The organism is Pseudomonas sp. KH_046_1 (assembly GCF_057839025.1).
Genome location: NZ_CM174481.1, coordinates 4,430,608 through 4,447,941, shown reverse-complemented (window position 1 = coordinate 4,447,941; position 17,334 = coordinate 4,430,608). Strand labels below are relative to the sequence as shown.

The 17,334-nt window shown below is 62.0% G+C and carries 14 protein-coding genes; 6 read left to right on the top strand and 8 right to left on the bottom strand.

What is annotated here, in order from left to right:
• Window positions 1-55 precede the first annotated feature (55 nt).
• Window positions 56-1,021: an alpha/beta hydrolase gene (locus tag AC3IT9_RS20430; RefSeq protein WP_489270880.1), complete on the top strand. Its 966-nt coding sequence runs from the start codon at window positions 56-58 to the stop codon at window positions 1,019-1,021.
• Window positions 1,022-1,234: 213 nt separating this feature from the next.
• Here the strand turns inward: AC3IT9_RS20430 and AC3IT9_RS20425 are convergent, their stop codons facing one another.
• Window positions 1,235-1,582, bottom strand: a complete 348-nt coding sequence (locus tag AC3IT9_RS20425; RefSeq protein ID WP_489270879.1) for a DUF6124 family protein — start codon at window positions 1,580-1,582, stop codon at window positions 1,235-1,237.
• A gap of 546 nt (window positions 1,583-2,128) precedes the next feature.
• On the opposite strand from AC3IT9_RS20425, the gene relB reads away from it, so the two are divergent.
• The 4 genes from relB to AC3IT9_RS20405 all read left to right on the top strand — a co-directional run bounded on the left by relB (window position 2,129) and on the right by AC3IT9_RS20405 (window position 4,021).
• The gene (relB, locus tag AC3IT9_RS20420) at window positions 2,129-2,329 is read left to right on the top strand and encodes a type II toxin-antitoxin system RelB family antitoxin (protein ID WP_489270878.1); all 201 of its coding nucleotides are present in this window, start codon (window positions 2,129-2,131) and stop codon (window positions 2,327-2,329) included.
• A complete protein-coding gene (locus tag AC3IT9_RS20415) occupies window positions 2,301-2,747 on the top strand; it encodes a GNAT family N-acetyltransferase (protein ID WP_489270877.1) in 447 nt (148 codons plus the stop codon). Before relB ends, AC3IT9_RS20415 begins: the two co-directional genes overlap by 29 nt.
• A 164-nt stretch (window positions 2,748-2,911) precedes the next feature.
• Window positions 2,912-3,448, top strand: a complete 537-nt coding sequence (locus AC3IT9_RS20410; protein ID WP_489270876.1) for a glyoxalase superfamily protein — start codon at window positions 2,912-2,914, stop codon at window positions 3,446-3,448.
• A gap of 66 nt (window positions 3,449-3,514) precedes the next feature.
• Complete coding sequence (locus AC3IT9_RS20405) at window positions 3,515-4,021, top strand: PaaI family thioesterase (protein ID WP_489270875.1); 507 nt, start codon at window positions 3,515-3,517, stop codon at window positions 4,019-4,021.
• Window positions 4,022-4,040: 19 nt separating this feature from the next.
• Here the strand turns inward: AC3IT9_RS20405 and AC3IT9_RS20400 are convergent, their stop codons facing one another.
• From AC3IT9_RS20400 to pvdM, 6 genes are all read right to left on the bottom strand, one after another.
• The gene (locus tag AC3IT9_RS20400; RefSeq protein WP_489270874.1) at window positions 4,041-5,606 is read right to left on the bottom strand and encodes a sensor domain-containing diguanylate cyclase; all 1,566 of its coding nucleotides are present in this window, start codon (window positions 5,604-5,606) and stop codon (window positions 4,041-4,043) included.
• Between the two features lie 256 nt (window positions 5,607-5,862).
• Complete coding sequence (locus AC3IT9_RS20395) at window positions 5,863-8,280, bottom strand: TonB-dependent siderophore receptor (protein ID WP_489270873.1); 2,418 nt, start codon at window positions 8,278-8,280, stop codon at window positions 5,863-5,865.
• A gap of 126 nt (window positions 8,281-8,406) precedes the next feature.
• Window positions 8,407-10,056 (bottom strand): cyclic peptide export ABC transporter, encoded by a 1,650-nt coding sequence (locus AC3IT9_RS20390; protein ID WP_489270872.1) that lies wholly within the window; start codon window positions 10,054-10,056, stop codon window positions 8,407-8,409.
• 206 nt (window positions 10,057-10,262) lie between these two features.
• Window positions 10,263-11,135, bottom strand: a complete 873-nt coding sequence (gene pvdO, locus AC3IT9_RS20385) for a dihydropyoverdine dehydrogenase (protein WP_489270871.1) — start codon at window positions 11,133-11,135, stop codon at window positions 10,263-10,265.
• A 16-nt stretch (window positions 11,136-11,151) separates the two neighbouring features.
• Window positions 11,152-12,432, bottom strand: coding sequence for a pyoverdine-tailoring periplasmic protein PvdN (pvdN, locus tag AC3IT9_RS20380; RefSeq protein ID WP_489270870.1), 1,281 nt, complete (start codon window positions 12,430-12,432; stop codon window positions 11,152-11,154).
• 29 nt (window positions 12,433-12,461) lie between these two features.
• Window positions 12,462-13,811, bottom strand: a complete 1,350-nt coding sequence (gene pvdM / locus AC3IT9_RS20375; protein ID WP_489270869.1) for a pyoverdine-tailoring dipeptidase-like protein PvdM — start codon at window positions 13,809-13,811, stop codon at window positions 12,462-12,464.
• Between the two features lie 244 nt (window positions 13,812-14,055).
• Between pvdM and pvdP the strand changes: the two genes are divergently transcribed.
• Window positions 14,056-15,675 carry a pyoverdine maturation tyrosinase PvdP gene (pvdP, locus tag AC3IT9_RS20370; protein ID WP_489270868.1) on the top strand — a complete coding sequence of 540 codons (1,620 nt, stop codon included), beginning with the start codon at window positions 14,056-14,058 and terminating at the stop codon, window positions 15,673-15,675.
• Between the two features lie 263 nt (window positions 15,676-15,938).
• On the opposite strand, the gene AC3IT9_RS20365 is transcribed toward pvdP, so the two are convergent.
• Window positions 15,939-17,333 (bottom strand): efflux transporter outer membrane subunit, encoded by a 1,395-nt coding sequence (locus tag AC3IT9_RS20365; RefSeq protein WP_489270867.1) that lies wholly within the window; start codon window positions 17,331-17,333, stop codon window positions 15,939-15,941.
• Window position 17,334: the final 1 nt, after the last annotated feature.

Sequence of the window (17,334 nt, the reverse complement as noted above, 5' to 3'; positions counted from 1 at the left end):
CGGTCCTCACGGTTCGTTTATTGGGCGAGCTTTTTATTTTTGGAGACTACCGCCCATGGCACTGCACCCGGACATCGAAGGTTTTCTGGAATTGGCCGAGTTCGGCCGCCTCAGCGGCAAAAGCCAACCGATGCATGAGCTGAGCCCCGGCGAAGCGCGGCAGCAGTTCGAACAGACTTCGCAATTGCTCGATGCGGCCCCGACGGGCACGTTGACGGTGACGGCGGTGAGCATTGCGGCGCGGGACGGGCATTTGCTTAACGCGCGGCTGTACACCAAACCGCAACCGGGCAGCGAACCGCGCCCGGTGTTGTTGTACTTCCATGGCGGCGGCTACGTGGTGGGCAGCCTCGATTCCCACGACACCCTGTGCCGGCGTCTGGCGCTGGCGGGGGAGTTTGCCGTGTTGTCGGCGGATTATCGCCTGGCGCCGGAACACCGTTTCCCCACCGCTTACAACGATGCCGAAGACATCACCCGTTGGCTCGCTATTACCGGAGCCAAGGCGTTGGGGCTGGACGCGAGGCGCATTGCGCTGGCGGGGGACAGCGTCGGCGGCAGCCTGGTGGCGTCGCTGTGTATCGCCATTGCCCGGGACCCATTGGGCTGGCCGCTTGTGCCGCGCCTGCAAGTGTTGCTGTACCCGGTGATCGACGCGGTAAAAAAGCGCCCGTCCCTTGAGCGATTCGCCGAAGGCTACCTGCTGGAAGCCACCACGCTGGAGTGGTTCTACCAGCAATACCAACGCAGTGAAGCGGATCGTGCCGACTGGCGTTTTTCGCCGCTGTACGCCGAGTGCGAGCAACGGCTGACGCCGACGGTGCTGTGGCTGGCCGAGTACGATCCGTTGCTCGATGAAGGCCACGCCTGGGCCGAGAAACTGCGCGCGGCGGGGCAACCTTTGGTGCTGGAGGTAAAAGCCGGCATGACCCACGACTTTGCGCGCATGGGCGAGATGGTCCAGGAAGTGCCGGGGATGCTGGTGCAACTGGCGGCGCAGATTAGCGAGAGCCTGGCCTGACCTACACACTATTGTGGGCACTGCTTAATCTGTGGCGAAAGGGCTTTTTGTGGCGAGGGAGCTTGCTCCCGCTCGGCTGCGCAGCAGCCGTGAACCCGACCAACGCGGTATGTCTGAGTCACCGCGATAGCCGATTTTGGGGCCGCTTCGCAGCCCAGCGGGAGCAAGCTCCCTCGCCACAGGTCACTGCCTTCAATACAAGTGCGGTGGCTACTAAGGCGGATCAAGCCGATCCAACGCCCGATTCACCGCCAGTTCCCCCAGCATGATCACCTGCGCAATCCCCAGCAGCGCATGGCGGCTCGTCCCCTCCAGATGATCCACCAGATCGTTGGCCATGACATTGGCCGACGCCAGGGATTCACAGGCATGCACCAGCAGGGTTTCGGTACTGAGTTCGGGGTTGACGATGAACATGGTACCGGGTGTGCGCGGGGTGGCCATGATGTTGGGGCCCGGATCGAAGGCGCGTTCGGCGGCTTCGTGGAATTGTTTTGAGTCGGGGCTTTCGTACGGGGAGGCCGGCTCGGAGTCCGGCGGATTTGGAGTGACTTTGAACATAGGGAGATATTCCTTTTAGTAAAGCCGCAACCTGCCTCGCTACTAAACGAAATGGGTGGCGGCTGTGCGCAAGTTAGTAGACCGGTCAATCTCCCAAACCCGGCGCACCCGAAGGTGCCATGCGCACAGCCACCATCAAATACAGGCAGACGCCTGACTGACGGACACTTGTGCAACCGATTTAAGAAATTGAGGCGGGCTACTAAACCCGATCACTGACAATCAGTGACCCGAACCAAGTTACCGACACCCCCCAAGGCGCACAAGCCGGCGGATTCTGGCGTACCTGTAGGCAACGGCGCAAGGCGTTGTGGCTTTCACGAAGTAACCTGTAGTCCGCTTAAACAGGCGCAATCGAGTGGTTTTCAACCTGCTGCCAGGCCTTGTCAGAGAGCGTTGATATCGTCGGAATCGGCAGGAAGAATCCTACGAAAGTTTGCGGTTGGCCCTCGGAAGTACAGCACTTACGATCTGACGCGATGCAATGCTCGGTTAAGCCAATGACATTCATCTTTGCCAATGACGACAGCGGCTCTGGAGGCCATTATGAGCGCCGACTTTTCCCCCAACGTTTCAGGGCTTGAGACCGAAGAGCAGGTCGCCAACCAGGACCGTTGGTTCCGCGCCAAGGTGCAAGCTTCGGTAGACGACCCGCGCCCGAATGTCCCACATGATCGGATGATGGAAGATATTCGAGCCCTCATCGAGTCAAAACGCAATGTCAATGGACGAATTGGTGATATGTAAAATCTCTGGGCTCGCACCGCAAATCCGCGAGCTGGAAGCGCAGGCCGTTGCAGAAGGCTTCAGGTTCCTCACCCGGTTGATTGCGGAATGGGAAAGCGGCGCCAATCGATTCGATCAGCAGGGTGAGTGCTTTTTGGGGGTGTTTCGCAACGGGCGGCTGATAGCCGTTGGAGGTCTTTCATTCGATCCATTTTCCGAAGCGGGCGTAGGGAGATTACGGCGGGTGTACGTCGCACGTGCATCAAGGGGCCAGAACGTGGGAAAAGCGCTGGTGCAGCAGCTTCTGGATTTGGCGTCCGGGCATTTTCGCGTTGTGCGACTGTCCACGGACACACCCGAGGGCGCTGCCTTTTACCTTCGCTGCGGGTTCCAGTCGATACAGGATGATTTTGCGACACATGTGAAGCCCACTTCATAACTCGGCAGCGGCTATGTATTATCGGTTTCGGCCCGATGCTGCCCGCCGCTAGCTCCCGCTGGGAAAGGTGAAAGCATCTCCTCCTCATACGAACCCAATCGCCTCTCTTGACGGTCGAGGTTTGGCAATGCGAGCACCAAGGCATCTCGGCTACAGGAGCAGCCATGTTTTCAATCGAGCAAGCCAAGCAAATGGCCAAACAGTTGCGCGCCTCGCTGGAGGAACGCAATCAAGTGGTGACCCATTCCACCGCGCTGGAACTGGTCGCGCAGCAACTGGGCTACAAGGACTGGAACACCGCGTCGGCGATGCTTGCCCAGGCCAATACCCCGCCAGCGCCAAGCATTACCTTTGATAGACCCATCCCGATTTTGCGCAGTTTCGACGAAGCCAAGGCGCGCGAGTTCTATCTGGATTTCCTCGGGTTCAGCGTCGAGTTCGAGCACCGCTTCGAGGCTGATCTGCCGCTGTACCTGGGCATCAGTCGCGACGGCCTGCAACTGCACCTTTCCGAGCATCACGGTGATGCCAGCCCGGGCTCGACGGTGTTCGTGCCCATGCAAAACATCGAACTGCTCAGGGACGAGTTGCAGGGCAAGCGCTACGGGTATGGACGCCCTGATATTGTCCAGCAGGGCTGGGGCAAAGAGCTGCAAGTCTACGATCCGTTCGGCAACCGGATTCGCTTCTGCCAATATTGATCAGGCGCTGCGGGCCGGGGTGACCCGGTCCGCTTTCAACCACCCGGTATTAAGGATGGACACGGTATGACCACGCAGGACACTTCGCTTCAAGACCTCGCCGCGCCCGAAGGCGTTTGTTATGGCTGCGGCAGCCAGAACCCGCACGGGCTGCACATCAAGAGCTTCTGGCATGAAGACGGGGTGCATGTCATGGCGCAGCACGTGCCGGATGACAAGTACTGCGGCTGGCCGGGTCTGGTTTACGGTGGTTTGATCGCGATGCTGGTCGATTGCCACTCCAACTGGGCGGCGATGGCTTATCACTACCGGGCAGAGCAACGCGAGGTGGGCAGCTTGCCCCACATCACCTGCGTCACCGGTAACCTGGGCATCAAGTACATCAAGCCCACCCCGATGGGTGTCCCCCTGACACTGCGCGCTAGAGTCGAGGGCGAGGTCGGGCGCAAAAGTCGGGTCATCTGCGAGGTCTTCGCCGGGGATGTCCTGACCGCTGTCGGGGATTCCACTTTTGTCCGTGTCGATACCGAGCAACTCAGGGCCGACGCGCACGAGCGCAAGGTTGATTCCTGAAACCGGGGTTTCCAGGGCTTCATACCGATGCCATCACCCGGTTGCGCCCGCTCTGCTTGGCCAGGTAGAGACGCTCATCGGCCTGTTTCAGTACGCTTTCAGGCGTCAGGGCGCTCGCGCCCTGGCAAGCCACGCCGATGGACATGGTGAGCTTTCCAACCTGCGGCACCTCGGTCTGCGCGATGTGCTCGCGTATCCGTTCGGCAATGGCCCTGGCGGTATCCAGCGGCGTATCCGGAAGGATCAGCGCAAACTCTTCGCCACCGGAGCGGCAGGCGAGGTCGTCGGCCCGCGAGTTCTGTTTGATGATGTCGGCGACCTCTTTGAGTGCCACATCACCGGCGTCATGTCCGAAGGTGTCGTTGACCCTTTTGAAGTGATCGATATCCAGCGCCAGCACCGAATAGGCTTGCCCGTTTTTTGCCAACAAATCCAGAACGCCGCCCATGGCCCTTCGATTGGCCAGGCCGGTCAGGGGATCGCTTTGCGCTTCATGGCTGAGCTGGCCGAGCTTTTGCTGGAGTAGCTGCACACCGCTCAGCATCGCCTGGCGAATGGCTGACGCATCGCGGTACCAGGCATGGACTTGCTGCAATTGTTCCGCCGTTTGCGGTGCGGCCAAGTGGTTGGCGGCCGCCGACAACTGACGCAACGGGCGGGCGATCAATGACGTACCCAGCAAAATCAGGCCGAGACCCAACAGGCCGGCGGGAATCATGCCCAGCACCATATTGCGCATGAGTTGCCCAAGCGGGGCGAGGCTGCGGTCCCTGGGTCGTTGCACGACAACCGCCCAGTTGGCGTCCGGCACCTGGGCAAAACCGGCAAGCATGGGAGTGCCTTTGTAGTTCGGGCCTTCGAGGGAGTCACTTTCGCCGCGCAAGGCCGCATCCACTGTCAGGCTCCAGTCCAGGACCTCACCGATCCGCTTCGGGTCCGGGTGATACAGCAGCCGCCGATTGCCGTCGGCGACGAAGGCAAAGGTCCCTTCATGATGAAAATGACGGCTGATGACCGTATGAAATGCGCTTTGCTTAAGCAGGTAAACGGAGCCGCCGACGACACCGAGGAACTCCCCCGACGGGTTGAAAACCGGTTGTGAAATGAACACCACCAGATTGCCCGCCGTGGAAACGTAAGCCGCGCTGACCGATGGGCGACGTTCCTTGAGTACCTGCTGGATGCCCTCCGAGGACACGTTGGTGCGCACGATCTGCAAGGTATCCGGGTACGCCTGGAGCACCCTGGCATCGGCATCCACAATGGCAATGGAGTTGAAGTCGGAATCCTGGGCTTGCAGGCGAATGGCTTCTTCGCGCAGCACCTGGGGATCGTTCCAGTGTCGGCCAAGCGTATTGGCGCTGTAGTTCAAACGGCTGTGCGCCGAGTGCAGAAACTCACCGATGCTGGAAGCAACCTTGGCTGCGTAGGCTGCGTTGGCCTCGAGCGTCGTATTGATCAGGGACTGACGCTGCACCTGGTAAGCGACGTAGAGGCTGTTGCACAGCGTCGCCAGGACCGATACCAGCACGAAGAAAAGAATCAACCCTCGCAGGTCGATGGGCCAGTGGCGGGATCGCTTCATAACGCCACCCGGTTCGAGGATGGCATGGTCAGGGTGATCAGCGGGGGGCGCAATTTTCGATCCATGAACAGGTGTGTAGTGGTGGGGTGACACTCTTCGAGGTCAGCCGTTGCCACTATCCTGGCCACGACCTGACGCCACCCCTCTGACGCACAAAGGCTGTCTTGCAGGTTAGGCACAGACTGTCGCGTTGTCACATGTCGCCAGCAGAAAACACAACCGGGCCGCAAGCGGCCCGGTGGGGTGCAGCCGGCAATCAGTACTGCGCGCGCAGGCTCAGGGTCAGGGTGCGCGGGTCGCCGTAGAAGTTGGTGCCCCAGGAGGCATCGACGCGGTCGTAGTACTTGCGGTCGAACAGGTTGTTGGCGGTGAGTGTCGACGACAGGTGTTCGTTGAACTTGTAGCCGACCTGCGCCGAGGTAACGGCATAGCCGCCTTGCTGGAACTTCACGTCACGCTGGTAGTAGGTGTCGCTGACCACACGCACGCCACCGGCGACGCTGAAGTCCTTGAGCGCACCGTCGGTGAACTCGTACTTGGTCCACAGGTTGTAGTTGTGCTTGGGCGTGATGGTGCTGAAGGTCTTGCCTTTGTTGGCCTGATCGCCGTCCAGGAACTTGGTGGAGGTGTAGGCGTAACCGGTGACGATGCTCCAGTTGTCGGTCAGGTTGCCGCTCAACTCGGTTTCCCAACCCTGGCTGCGTGCCTTGCCTTCGGTCATGTAGGCACCGGAGGTGTTGTCGTACTCGGCGCGGTTTTCATCGTAGATGCGGAAGGCCGCAACGCTGGCGTTCAGGCGTCCGTCGTAGAATTCGCGCTTGAGGCCGATCTCGTACTGCTTGCCTTCGCGCGGGCCGACCGGCTGGCCGTCCGTGCCGATTTCACTCTGCGGTTTGAACACGCCGGTGTAGCTGAAGTAGGTCGACAGTTCAGGGGTGATCTTGCCGATGATGGCGCCGTACGGCACGACCTTGCGGTTGATGCTGGTGTGGGCTTCGCCGAAGTTGTTGAAGAAGGCGTTGGCGTTCTTCGCGTCGCTTTCGTACCAGGTTACGCGGCTGCCGCCGATGACATCGAGCCAGTCGGTGACGTTGAACTTGGCGCGGGTGTAAACGCCGTACTGATCGGACTTGGACCAGTTGCCGTTGACGTGCGCATAGTCGTTGCGGGGAATGTCGATGCTGCCCGGATCGAACACGTTGATCGGGAAGTACTCGCCGCCGCCGTAGGTGAAGTCCTTGTCCAGGTGCTGGTATTCGGCGCCCACGGTGAACTCGTGTCGGCGATCGGCGAACTCGAACGGCGTGGTGACGAAGCTATCGACACCGATGGTCTTGATATGGGTGTAGTAGTCGTACGCCACGGCCCAGCTGTCACCGGTGGCCGGGTCGACCGCGCCGTCGGCCCAGGTGAAGTTACGCTCCGGGGTTTCGGCGTCGCGGTAGGTCAGGGTGGTCTTGAACTGACCGCCGTTGTCCAGTTCGTGGTCGAGTTCAGCGAAGGATTCCCAGACTTTTTCGTTGAGGGTGTTCCACTTGGCATCGACGAAGGTCGAGCGCGGTACGTCGAGCAATGAGCCGTCGGCGTAGGCCGGCAGACCGAAGGCCGGGGTGGAGTTGTTCTTCTGGTAAGCGCCGCCGATCGACAGGGTGGTGGCCGGGTCGAGGTCGAACTCCAGGCGACCGTAGACCATCGGGCGTTCGTTCTGCGCGTAGTCGACGAAGGACTGGTTGTTCTCGTAGGCGGTGATGAAACGACCGCGCACAGTGCCCTGGTCGTTCAACGGGCCGGTGACGTCCACCGAAGAACGGTAGCGATCGTAGGAGCCTGCGGCCAGTTCGCCACCGAGGGCGAACTTGCTCAGGGCGCGCTTGCGCACCACGTTGATCGTACCGCCGGGTTCGCCAGCGCCCTGGTACAGGCCCGACGGACCGCGCAGTACTTCGATGCGGTCATACATCGCCAGGTCGAAACTGGTGGCCATGTCGCCCTGGCCGGTGGGCTGCGAGACGCCGTCGACCTGCACCTGGTCGACGAGGAAGCCACGCATGTAGACGTCGTTGAGGCTGGAGCCGGAGTTGTAGGTCTTGATGGTCACGCCGGTGACCTGACGCATGGCGTCCTGCAGGCTGTTCAGGTTCTGGTCGTCCATGCGCTGGCGCGTGACGACGGACACCGACTGCGGGATGTCCTTGACCTTGATGTTGCCTTTGCCGATGGTCACTTCATCGCTGGTGTAGGAGTGCGTGCCTTCGGTGGTCGGCCCCAGCGCCACGCCGGTGATGGACGTCGCACCCAGTTGCAATGCACTGGAGTCACCGGCCGCTGGCAACAGCGACACGGTGTTGCCATTCAACTGAAAATTGATGCCGCTCCCCAGCAGCAAGGTTTTCAGTGCCTGTTCCGGTTCCATGTTGCCGGACACCGCCGTGGACTTGATGCCGTTGACCATGTCCTGGCTGTAGAGAATCTGCAGGTTGGTCTGCTGGCCCAGTTGGCGCAATGCGCTGGCCAGCGACTGAGCCGGTACATTGACGTTCACCGGGGCTGCCTCGACCTGGGACGTACCCAGCAGCAACAGGGTCAGCAGCGCGCCCGGCACGACCGTTCGGAATTTCTTTTGCCGTTCGATGGCTAACGCCAAGGGTGCGCGGGACAGAGTAAGGCTTTGCATTGCTCGAATCGCTCCAGAATGGTGTGTGCAGTGTTTTAGTTAATGATAATTATTATTAGACGGACCACTTTGGCTAAACCGGAAAACATTCTTCAAAAAACAATGATCTGCGTGCGGCAACGGCGCTCAGGCGGTTGCGCGCTCGGTAACGACCCGCCCCGACTCCATGCGCACCAGTTGATCGGCCATGTCGAAATAGCGGTCGTCGTGGGAGATCACGATGATGGTTTTGCCCAGGCGTTTGAGGTCCGGCAGCAGCTCGGTGTAGAAGATGCGGCGGAAGGTCGGGTCCTGGTCGGCGGCCCATTCGTCGAACACCAGCACCGGGCGCTCTTCCAGCCAGGCATTGACCAGCGCCAGGCGCTTGCGCTGGCCGGTGGACAGGTCGGTGGTGGTGAAGCTGCCGTCCCTGACGCTGACCTTGTGCGCGATCTCCAGCCGTTGCAGGTATTTGTTGGCATCTTCAGGGATGTGCTGGTCGCCCTGGACCACGTCATCGAACAGGTAGTAGTCGGCAAAAATCGTGGTGAACAATTGGCGGTAGTCGTCGCGATTGTGCGCATCGATGCCTTGGCCGTTGAGCAGGATCGAACCCTGTTGCGGCGCGTAGAGGCCCAGCAGCAATTTGATCAGGGTGGTCTTGCCGCAGCCGTTTTCGCCGACGATGAAAATGATGTCGCCTTGCTCGATGGTCAGGTTCACCGGGCCCAGGCGAAAGGCATCGCTGCCCGGTGCGGCGGGGAAGGCGTAGCTGACGTTGTCCAGTTGCAGGCGGTTGACCACGATCGGCGGGGTGCCATTGTCGTTGAGCAGCAGGTGCGGCTCGGGGGAGGAAAACTGGCTGGACAGTTCGGCGATGCGGCGGAAGGCAATGCGCGCCCGGCTGACGATCGGCAAGGTGCTGACCAGATGCTCGATCGGGCCTTTCATGTACAGCAGCACCAGCACGAAGCCGCTCATCACCGCCTGGTCGGCACTGGGCCAGAACGATTGCAGGGCCAGCGCCAGGCCGATGACCACGAAGAACAGCATCGAGCCCAGGGTCTTGGCGATCACGAAGGTGTTGATCGAGCGCACCTGGGTGTTACAGATGAAATCGGCGGTGCCCTGGATGCCCGATTCGAACATGCGCTGGCGGCGCGGGCGGTGGATGCGCAACTCCTTGGCGCCGCCGGCAATGGCGTTGTAGTGCTTTTGCAAGTCGTCCTCGGCGTCGCGGGCGGCCATGAAACCCTGGATGCCCTTGCCCTGGGCGTAGAACTGGATGCCGGTGCCGATGGCAATCGCCAGCACCATCATCAGGAACATCGGCCACGACAACATCGCCAGGTAACCCATGCAGCCGAGGGTCACGGTCAGGGAAATCGCCAGCGGCGCGAAGGCGAAGGCAAAGTCGCTGATGGTGTCGACGTCGTGGGTCAGCACCGGGATCAAGCGGTGGCTGCGGTAGCGCTCGATCTGCTCGATGGGCGCCGAAAGGACTTTCTCCCCCAGCGTTTTGCGCAGACTGGCGATGATGTGCTGGCCGACGTAGTTGGTGCCGATGTCCGAGCAGATCGAGCTGCCCAGGGCCAGCAGGCACAGACCGCCGAACAGCGCGACCACGCCTTGGGTCAGGCCATCCGCCGAGTGCAGCGCGTTGTTGATGGTGGCCAGCAACACCGTCACGCTCAGGCCACCCACCATGCCCAGGACAATGGACGCGGCAACGATCAGTCGAAACGGTTTCAACAGGGCCAGTAATTCGCCGATGGCGCCTCGGGTAGGCTGGGTCATGGCAGGCAGTTCCTTGGGTCGAAAGGCAGATACCCAGTAGAACGTCTGATGGAGGGCTTTATTTAAACGGTGGGCGACACAAAACCTGTGGGAGCGGGCTTGCTCGCGAAAGCGGTGGATCAGAAAAGTTGATGTTGGCTGACACGACGCCTTCGCGAGCAAGTCGGATCGCCGCACCGCCGCTCCCACAAGGGTTGGGGGAGGGGTTAGAGAGTGCGCACGACACGGAAACCGATCCAGTCGCCACGGGTTTGCGGGTCGATGTCATTGCGGTTACCCGAGCGGGAAAACACCGGCGCTTCGCCCCAGTCGTTGCCACGAATGCGCAGGGTGTCGCAGTTCGGTTCGATCCAGGCGCTGCCGTCGGTGGGCGCGCCGACGTAGTCCGGGTGGTAGCAGTCGGCGATCCACTCGTAGACGTTGCCATGCATGTCGTACATGCCGAAGGCATTCGCCGGATAGCTGCCGACCGGTGAGGAGTAACTGTAGCCATCGGTGGGGCCGTAGGTGTTGGCGTGGGTGGCGATGCTGTATTCGGTGCCGGGGTCGAACGGGAAGGGGAACGCTCCCGTTGACCCTGCGCGGGCTGCGTACTCGCGCTGGGCCTCGCTGACGATGTGGTAATGCTTGCCGGTTTTCATCGACAGCCAGGCGACGTAGGCGCTGACTTCGGCGAAGTTCATGCACACCGCCGGCTGACGCGGGTCCTGGGGGTAACTCGGTTTGCCATTGGTGCATGCCCGGCCGGGGCGGGTGTCGCCATCGGGCAGGGTGATTCCGGTTTCCTTGAGGTACTGGTCCCATTCGCCGGCAGTGATCTGGTAGCGGCTCATGGCGAAGGGTTTGTCGAATGTCACCTCATGCATCGGGCCTTCATCAGGCTCGCGGCCGACCTCGTCGTCCGGGGTGCCCATGGTGAAGGTGCCGGCGGGCAACACGACCATTTCCGGGCAGTTACGGCAATCCTTGAAGACCTTGCCGGGCAATGGCGCGGTGTAGGCCTGGGCGAGGGAGGGCAAGGCGCTGCCGAGCACGGCCAACAGCGTCAGGGCGCCGAGTTTTTTCAGGGTGCTTTTCATAATGTCTCTCGCTCAGTCAGACCTGTTTGGCCAGCAGTTCCATCAGGCGGTCGATATGCGCTTCAGTATTGAGCAGCCCCGGCGACACTCGAATGATCGGCCCGACATCACGGTCCACGGCATCGCACACCACACGCTGGTCCATCAGGTAATTGGCGACTTCCTCGCAGTCTCGGTTCTTGATGCGGAAGAAGGTGAATCCGGCGGAATACTCCGGCGACAACGGTGTGACCAGTTCCACCGACGGGTGTGCCTGCAAGCGTTTTTTCAGGTAGCTGTTGATGTCGTGGATGCGTGTCGCGACCTCGGCCTTGCCCAGCTCCAGATGCAATTTGAAGGCTTCGGTCAGCGCCCAGCGGTGTTCGAACGAGTGGTAGCCGCCGTAGGTCATCACCGTGGAGAACTGGGTCGCTTCGGAGAAGGTCGGGATGGTCGGGGTCACGTCCTTGAGTTCGTCGGAACGGGCACAGATGATCCCGGTGCCCCGCGGACCGAACATCCATTTGTGGGTGCCGGCAATGAAGAAATCGCAGTGCATGTCCGGGAAGTCGACGTTTTCCACGCCGAAGCCGTGTACGCCATCGATCACGTAGAGGATGCGGTCCTTGTCGGCGCGGCCACGGTTTTTTTCTTCCACCAGTTTGCCGATCTCGCCGATGGGCAGTTTCACGCCGCTGCCGGAATGCACCCAGGTCATGCCCAGCACGCGGGTTTCGGGGCGGATGTTGTGTTCAATCGCGGCCAGCACTTCGGCGGTCGAGACCTTGTGCGGGTCTTCGAACAATTTGATCTTGCGAACCTGGGTGCCGTCCTTCTGGGTGCGGTATTCGAACACGCTGTTGGCGGCGTAGTGCTCGTGTTCGCTGGTGAGGATCTCCTGGTCCGGGCGCACGTGGATGCCGGCGTAGATCATCGCCAGGCCTTCGGTGGTGCTGCCGGTCAGGGCGATCTGCGACGGCTTGGCCTTCAGGTAACGGCCGGCCCACACCCGCACCTCTTCTTCGCGGCGTTCGGTTTCGCCGCGATGCCAGTCCATGGCCAGGCCCGGGTTGCGATCGAGATTGGCGCGGTGCATCTCGATGGCTTCACGTACAGGCAGCGGGTGCGAGGTCACCAGGAAGTTGGCGAAGTGCAGGTAGTTCGGGTCCTGGGTGAAGAGCTGGCGCAATTGGTCCCATTTGTCCTTGGGCAGTGGCGCGGGGCTGGCGGCCCGTGTCGGCAGGCTCACGGCGGAGGCCAAGGGGATGCCGGCCGCGAGGATGCCGGCCTGCTTGAGGAATGAACGACGGTTGGTCATGGATTCGGTTCGCTTTGGCAAAGGAGAAATCAGTTTTGAACGACAGGCCGGGAGGACTTCTGCACCTGGTCCCAGACCCGCAGGAAGTTGCCGCCCCAGAGCTTGGCGATGTCGGCGTCGCTGTAGCCGCGGCTGATCAGTTCGGCGGTCACGTTGCGGGCCTCGCTGACGTCTTTCCAGCCGTCCAGGCCGCCGCCGTCGTTGAAGTCGGAACTGATGCCGACGTGGTCGATTCCGATTTTTTTCACTGTGTAGTCGATTGCATCGCCGTAATCCTTGAGGGTGGCCTTGGGTTCTTCGTCGAGGATCGAATAGAGCTGGCTGGCGTACTCGCCGAAGCGCTGTTCGGGCCAGACGGTGATCACCGGGTCGCCGGGCATCAGGGCCATCTCCAGGCCTTGCAGCGGTTGCAGGTCGAAGCGGGCGCGCAGGGCGTTGAGCTTGTCCTGGGTGGCCTGGCTGAGCGGGCGGATGTAGGTCGGGAAGCCGACGATCTGCACCACGCCGCCGCTGTGCTTGATCAGTTGCATTTCCGTGTCGCTGAGGTTGCGCGGGATGTCCACCAGGGCGCGCGGTGCCGAGTGGGAGGCGACCATCGGCGCGCGGCTCAGTTGCGCGACCTGCTCCAGGGCCTTGGTCGACATCTGCGACACATCGATGATCACGCCCAGGTCGTTGAGGCGATGCACCGCTTGCTTGCCGATGTCCGACAGCCCGCCCAGGGCATCCCGCGAATCGTTGAAGAACGGCAGCGGCCGCGACGAGTCGGCCCAGGCGTTGTTGCCCACGTAGCTGAAGCCGAACATGCGCATGCCGCGCGCTGCCCACTTGTCCAGGGCGTTGAGGTCATTGCCCAGCGGGTAGGCGTTGAGCATGCTGATGAACACCGCGAACTTGCCTTCGCCGTGCAGGCGGCGGAAGTCGTCGGGGGTGTAGGCGATGGCCACTTGATTGGGGAAGTCGCGGACCATGGCGCTGATGATCTTGTAGCGGGTTTCCTGCTCATGGCGGGCCTCGTCGACGAAGCCGGCGGTAGGGCGATGGGGCGCGTTGGGGCCGTTCCAGATTTCCGGCCAGCCGAAAATCGTCAGCGCCGCCCCGGACAGGCGCCCGCGCCCGGTCTTGACCAGGTCGAACTGGCCTTCGCCGTCCTTGTCGACTTCGTTACCGGCGGTGCCGAAGTCCATGGGCACGGTGATGTGGCTGTCGAACGAGAGGATGCGTTCCTGCAACTGATCGGCCTGTTTCATCACCTTGACCGGGTAGCCGGGGTTGTCCCTGAACCAATAGTCCCAGACCGCGAAGCCTGCCCCCGCGCTGATCGCCAGGGCCAGCGGCAGGCCGATGAAAAGAGCCTTTTTCGAACGTGGTTTTGTCATTGCCGTCTCAGTCAGGTTCGCCGTCGAGGATCAGGCGCGGGGGCCTTTGCTATCTGGGGGGAACGAGTGGCTGGCCGGAAAATTTAGCGCGGCTGATGGCCTCATCGCGAGCAGGGCTCGCTCCTACATGGGAATGCGGTCTCCTGTAGGAGTGAGCCCTGCTCGCGATGCTTTTTAAATTTGTTCGGGCAACAAACGTTCTAGCTTGGATAAAGCCTGCTCCATGGCTGACACAGGTAGGGCAATGACGATTTCTCGACGATGGTTCCTCGCGGGTCTGGCGCTGACCGGTGCCGCCGTGCCTGCGGTGTATTACGGGCATCGCGAACTGACCAGGCCGGACCCGACGATCACCCCCGGCGAAGCCTCGTTCGAGGTGGCGGATGTTGCCGGCCAACGCTTGGCGGATACCTTGCGCGGGGTCTGGCAGATTCGTTTCGAAGGTCGTGACGCCGGCATCGAAGGCTTGCCGCTCGAAGGCCTGGAGGTGTTCCTCGACATCGGCCACAAGGGGCGCGGCTTCAGTGGTTATCTCGACACCGCCGAGCGCTTGCGCTCCACCGAAGAGCCCCGTTACCGGGTGCTCGGCGATCTGTCCGGGGTCAACCCGAAGCAGCTGGGTTGGCGACTGCTGGGCGCCAGCGGCTGTTGCGATTACGAATTCGACATGACCCTGGACGAGGTCTGGGCAGGATTCGGTAACGCCGGCAGTGGCAGCCTCAGTGGGCGGGTGCTGGATCTGAATCGGCCACTGATGCTGACGGCCCAGGACAATCGATTCATTGCCGTCAAACGGGTATTCCCTGAAGCCCGCGAGCGCGCCGGCCTCAATCCGACCCTGCTCGCCTGGCTGGTATCACCGGAGCACCGATTGTTCCACCAGCTCTGGCATGCCTCACGGGACAAGTGGCACAAGCTGTCCGAAGACCAGCGCGGCGCCTTGCGCGGGCTCGGCTGGCAGCCTGGCCCTCGGGATCAGGAGCGCGATGCCCGTGGCGAGCGCAAGGATCGCAACGGCTCGGGCGTGGACTTTTTCTTCATGCACCGGCACATGCTCGGCACCGCGCGCTCGATGCAGGACCTGCCGTCCTGGACGCACTTCCCGTTGCCGCAACCGGAGCTGGCGCGGGACCGGCTCGGCTTTGCGCGTTACTTCGACAATCACGACGGCACTGCGCTGCCGCCGACCTGGCTGGCCGAGGGCGATGACGAGTACACGCAATGGGTCAGTGACATCAAGACCGGCGAGACGTACCACAGCAATTTCCAGGTCTGGGAATCCCGCTACCGCGACCCGCGTTACCTGTCGACGCTGACCCTCGGCCAGTTCGGCTCGGAGGTCGAGCTGGGCCTGCACGACTGGCTGCACATGCGCTGGGCGTCGGTGCCGCGAGATCCGTCCAACGGTCAGCCGGTGCCGTTCGCCCGGGATCCGGCGGACTTTTCCGCACGCTGGTTTGCAGCGGAAAACGATTTTCTCGGCGACCCGTTTTCTTCCCATGTGAGCCCGGTGTTCTGGCATTTCCACGGCTGGATCGATGATCGCCTGGAAGACTGGTTCTGCGCCCACGAGCGTTTTCATCCGGGGCAGGTCAGTCGGCTGCAGGTCAACGACGTGCAATGGTTCGCGCCGGGACGCTGGGTCGAGATCGATGACCCCTGGCTCGGCCCGACCACCCACGGCTGCAGCACCACGCCGGGGTTGCAGGCGGGCAAGTCAGTGGAGATGGACCCGGAAACCATGAAGCTGGCGCTGCGCATTACCTTTGGCGAGGACGAGAAAAAACTGGCGGGGCTGTTCCGCAAAGTGCCGCAGCGGCCGTGGTATGCGCGCAATCTGAAGGCTAAGCAGAGCCAGGCTTGATACCGCGTTATCGTTCAATCGCGAGCAAGCTCGCTCCCACAGGGTTAGTGGGTGTACGCGAAATCTGCGAACAACAAAAACCACTGTGGGAGCGGGCTTGCCCGCGATGGCTGACTGTCAGGCAATATTGATGTTGGATGTGCCGGCCTCTTCGCGAGCAAGCCCGCTCCCACAGGTTCAGTGGGTGTACGCGAAATCTGCGAACAACAAAAACCACTGTGGGAGCGGGCTTGCCCGCGAAGGCGTCCTGACAGGCTCCGCAACTATAAGACCTGCCACCCACCCCCAAGCGCCTTGTACAGCGCAATACTGGCCTGCATCCGCGACAACCGCAGCTGCACGTTCAAATCCTGCGCCGCATACAGCGTGCGCTGGGTTTCCAGCACCGTCAGCAAATCCTCGGCCCCGGCCTGGTAGCGGCTTTGCGCGATGTTGAAGGCGGTCTGCGCCTGGCTCAGTTCTTCACTCTGCCACCCGCGCTGTTCATCCAGCCCGCGAATGCTGTTGAGGGCTTTTTCGACGTCGGCGAAGCCGTTGATGATCGCCCCGCGATAGGTCTCCAGCAGTTCTTCCTGACGCGCCGTGGCCTTGTCGCGCTGGGCGCCGAGGCGGCCGTTGTTGAACACCGGCGCGAGCAGCCCGGCGGTGAGGTTGTAGAAGGGGCTGCGCAGGATATCGTCGGCCCGGTCGGCGCCGGAGCCGATTTCGGCGGTGAGGGTCACGGTCGGCAGCATCGCGGCCCGGGCGACGGTGACGTCGGCCTGGGCCGCTGCCAGTTGCGCCTCGGCCCGGGCAATGTCCGGGCGGCGGCTGAGCAACTGGCTGGGTACCCCGGCGTCAATCGCAGGCCAGGTCAGTTGATCGAAGCGTTCCTGACCCAACGACAGCGCCTGGACCGGGCGGCCGAGCAGGGCGGCGAGGCTGATCCGTGCATCCTCGGCCTGTTGCTGCACCAGCGGCAGCTGGCGTTGCTGCGCCGCCACCAGGCTTTTTTGCTGTGCCAGTTCCAGGGCCGTGGCCGAACCCGAATCGAAACGGGTCTGCACCAGTTTCAACACGCTTTGGGCATTGGCCAGATTCAATTCGGCGATGCGGCTCTGCTCCTGCAACGACAAGGCTTGCGCGTAGCCGTTGGCCACACCGCTGAGCAACGTCAATTCCACCGTGGCCTGATCGAACTCGCTGGCTTGAAGACTGAATTGTGCGCTGTCGCGGCTGGCCCGTTGGCCACCCCAGAAATCGATTTCGTAGCTGGCAACCAGGTTCGCCGTGAAGTAGTCGACGGCGTCGTTATCGCTGTCGGCATCGAGCTGACTGTAGCCGCTGCCCCGCAGCAGTTTCTGGCGATTGGCGTTGACCCCGGCCTTGACCTCGGGCAGTTGCGAGCCGCCGGCAATCACCGTGTCGGCCTGGGCCTGGCGCACTCTGGCGATGGCTGCGGCCAGGTCGTAGCTGCCCAGTCGCGCCTGTTCGATCAGGCGCCCCAGTTGCGGGCTGCCGAAGCGATTCCACCATTGCTGGTTGTCATAGACAGCGCCGGCGGTGTGCGGCGATTGCCAGGCGGCCGGCGGCTGGATGCCGCTGTCGGGGCGCTGGGCCGGGGCGCCGCAGGCACTGAGCAACAGGCACAGGGTTAACACACTGAGTGGCGGCTTCATC

Excerpts from the sequence above, each read along its gene's own strand:
- AC3IT9_RS20430 (WP_489270880.1), top strand. The coding sequence starts at position 56 with ATGGCACTGCACCCGGACATCGAAGGTTTTCTGGAATTGGCCGAGTTC.
- AC3IT9_RS20425 (WP_489270879.1), bottom strand. The coding sequence starts at position 1,582 with ATGTTCAAAGTCACTCCAAATCCGCCGGACTCCGAGCCGGCCTCCCCG.
- relB (WP_489270878.1), top strand. The coding sequence starts at position 2,129 with ATGAGCGCCGACTTTTCCCCCAACGTTTCAGGGCTTGAGACCGAAGAG.
- AC3IT9_RS20415 (WP_489270877.1), top strand. The coding sequence starts at position 2,301 with ATGTCAATGGACGAATTGGTGATATGTAAAATCTCTGGGCTCGCACCG.
- AC3IT9_RS20410 (WP_489270876.1), top strand. The coding sequence starts at position 2,912 with ATGTTTTCAATCGAGCAAGCCAAGCAAATGGCCAAACAGTTGCGCGCC.
- AC3IT9_RS20405 (WP_489270875.1), top strand. The coding sequence starts at position 3,515 with ATGACCACGCAGGACACTTCGCTTCAAGACCTCGCCGCGCCCGAAGGC.
- AC3IT9_RS20400 (WP_489270874.1), bottom strand. The coding sequence starts at position 5,606 with ATGAAGCGATCCCGCCACTGGCCCATCGACCTGCGAGGGTTGATTCTT.
- AC3IT9_RS20395 (WP_489270873.1), bottom strand. The coding sequence starts at position 8,280 with ATGCAAAGCCTTACTCTGTCCCGCGCACCCTTGGCGTTAGCCATCGAA.
- AC3IT9_RS20390 (WP_489270872.1), bottom strand. The coding sequence starts at position 10,056 with ATGACCCAGCCTACCCGAGGCGCCATCGGCGAATTACTGGCCCTGTTG.
- pvdO (WP_489270871.1), bottom strand. The coding sequence starts at position 11,135 with ATGAAAAGCACCCTGAAAAAACTCGGCGCCCTGACGCTGTTGGCCGTG.
- pvdN (WP_489270870.1), bottom strand. The coding sequence starts at position 12,432 with ATGACCAACCGTCGTTCATTCCTCAAGCAGGCCGGCATCCTCGCGGCC.
- pvdM (WP_489270869.1), bottom strand. The coding sequence starts at position 13,811 with ATGACAAAACCACGTTCGAAAAAGGCTCTTTTCATCGGCCTGCCGCTG.
- pvdP (WP_489270868.1), top strand. The coding sequence starts at position 14,056 with ATGACGATTTCTCGACGATGGTTCCTCGCGGGTCTGGCGCTGACCGGT.
- AC3IT9_RS20365 (WP_489270867.1), bottom strand. The coding sequence starts at position 17,333 with ATGAAGCCGCCACTCAGTGTGTTAACCCTGTGCCTGTTGCTCAGTGCC.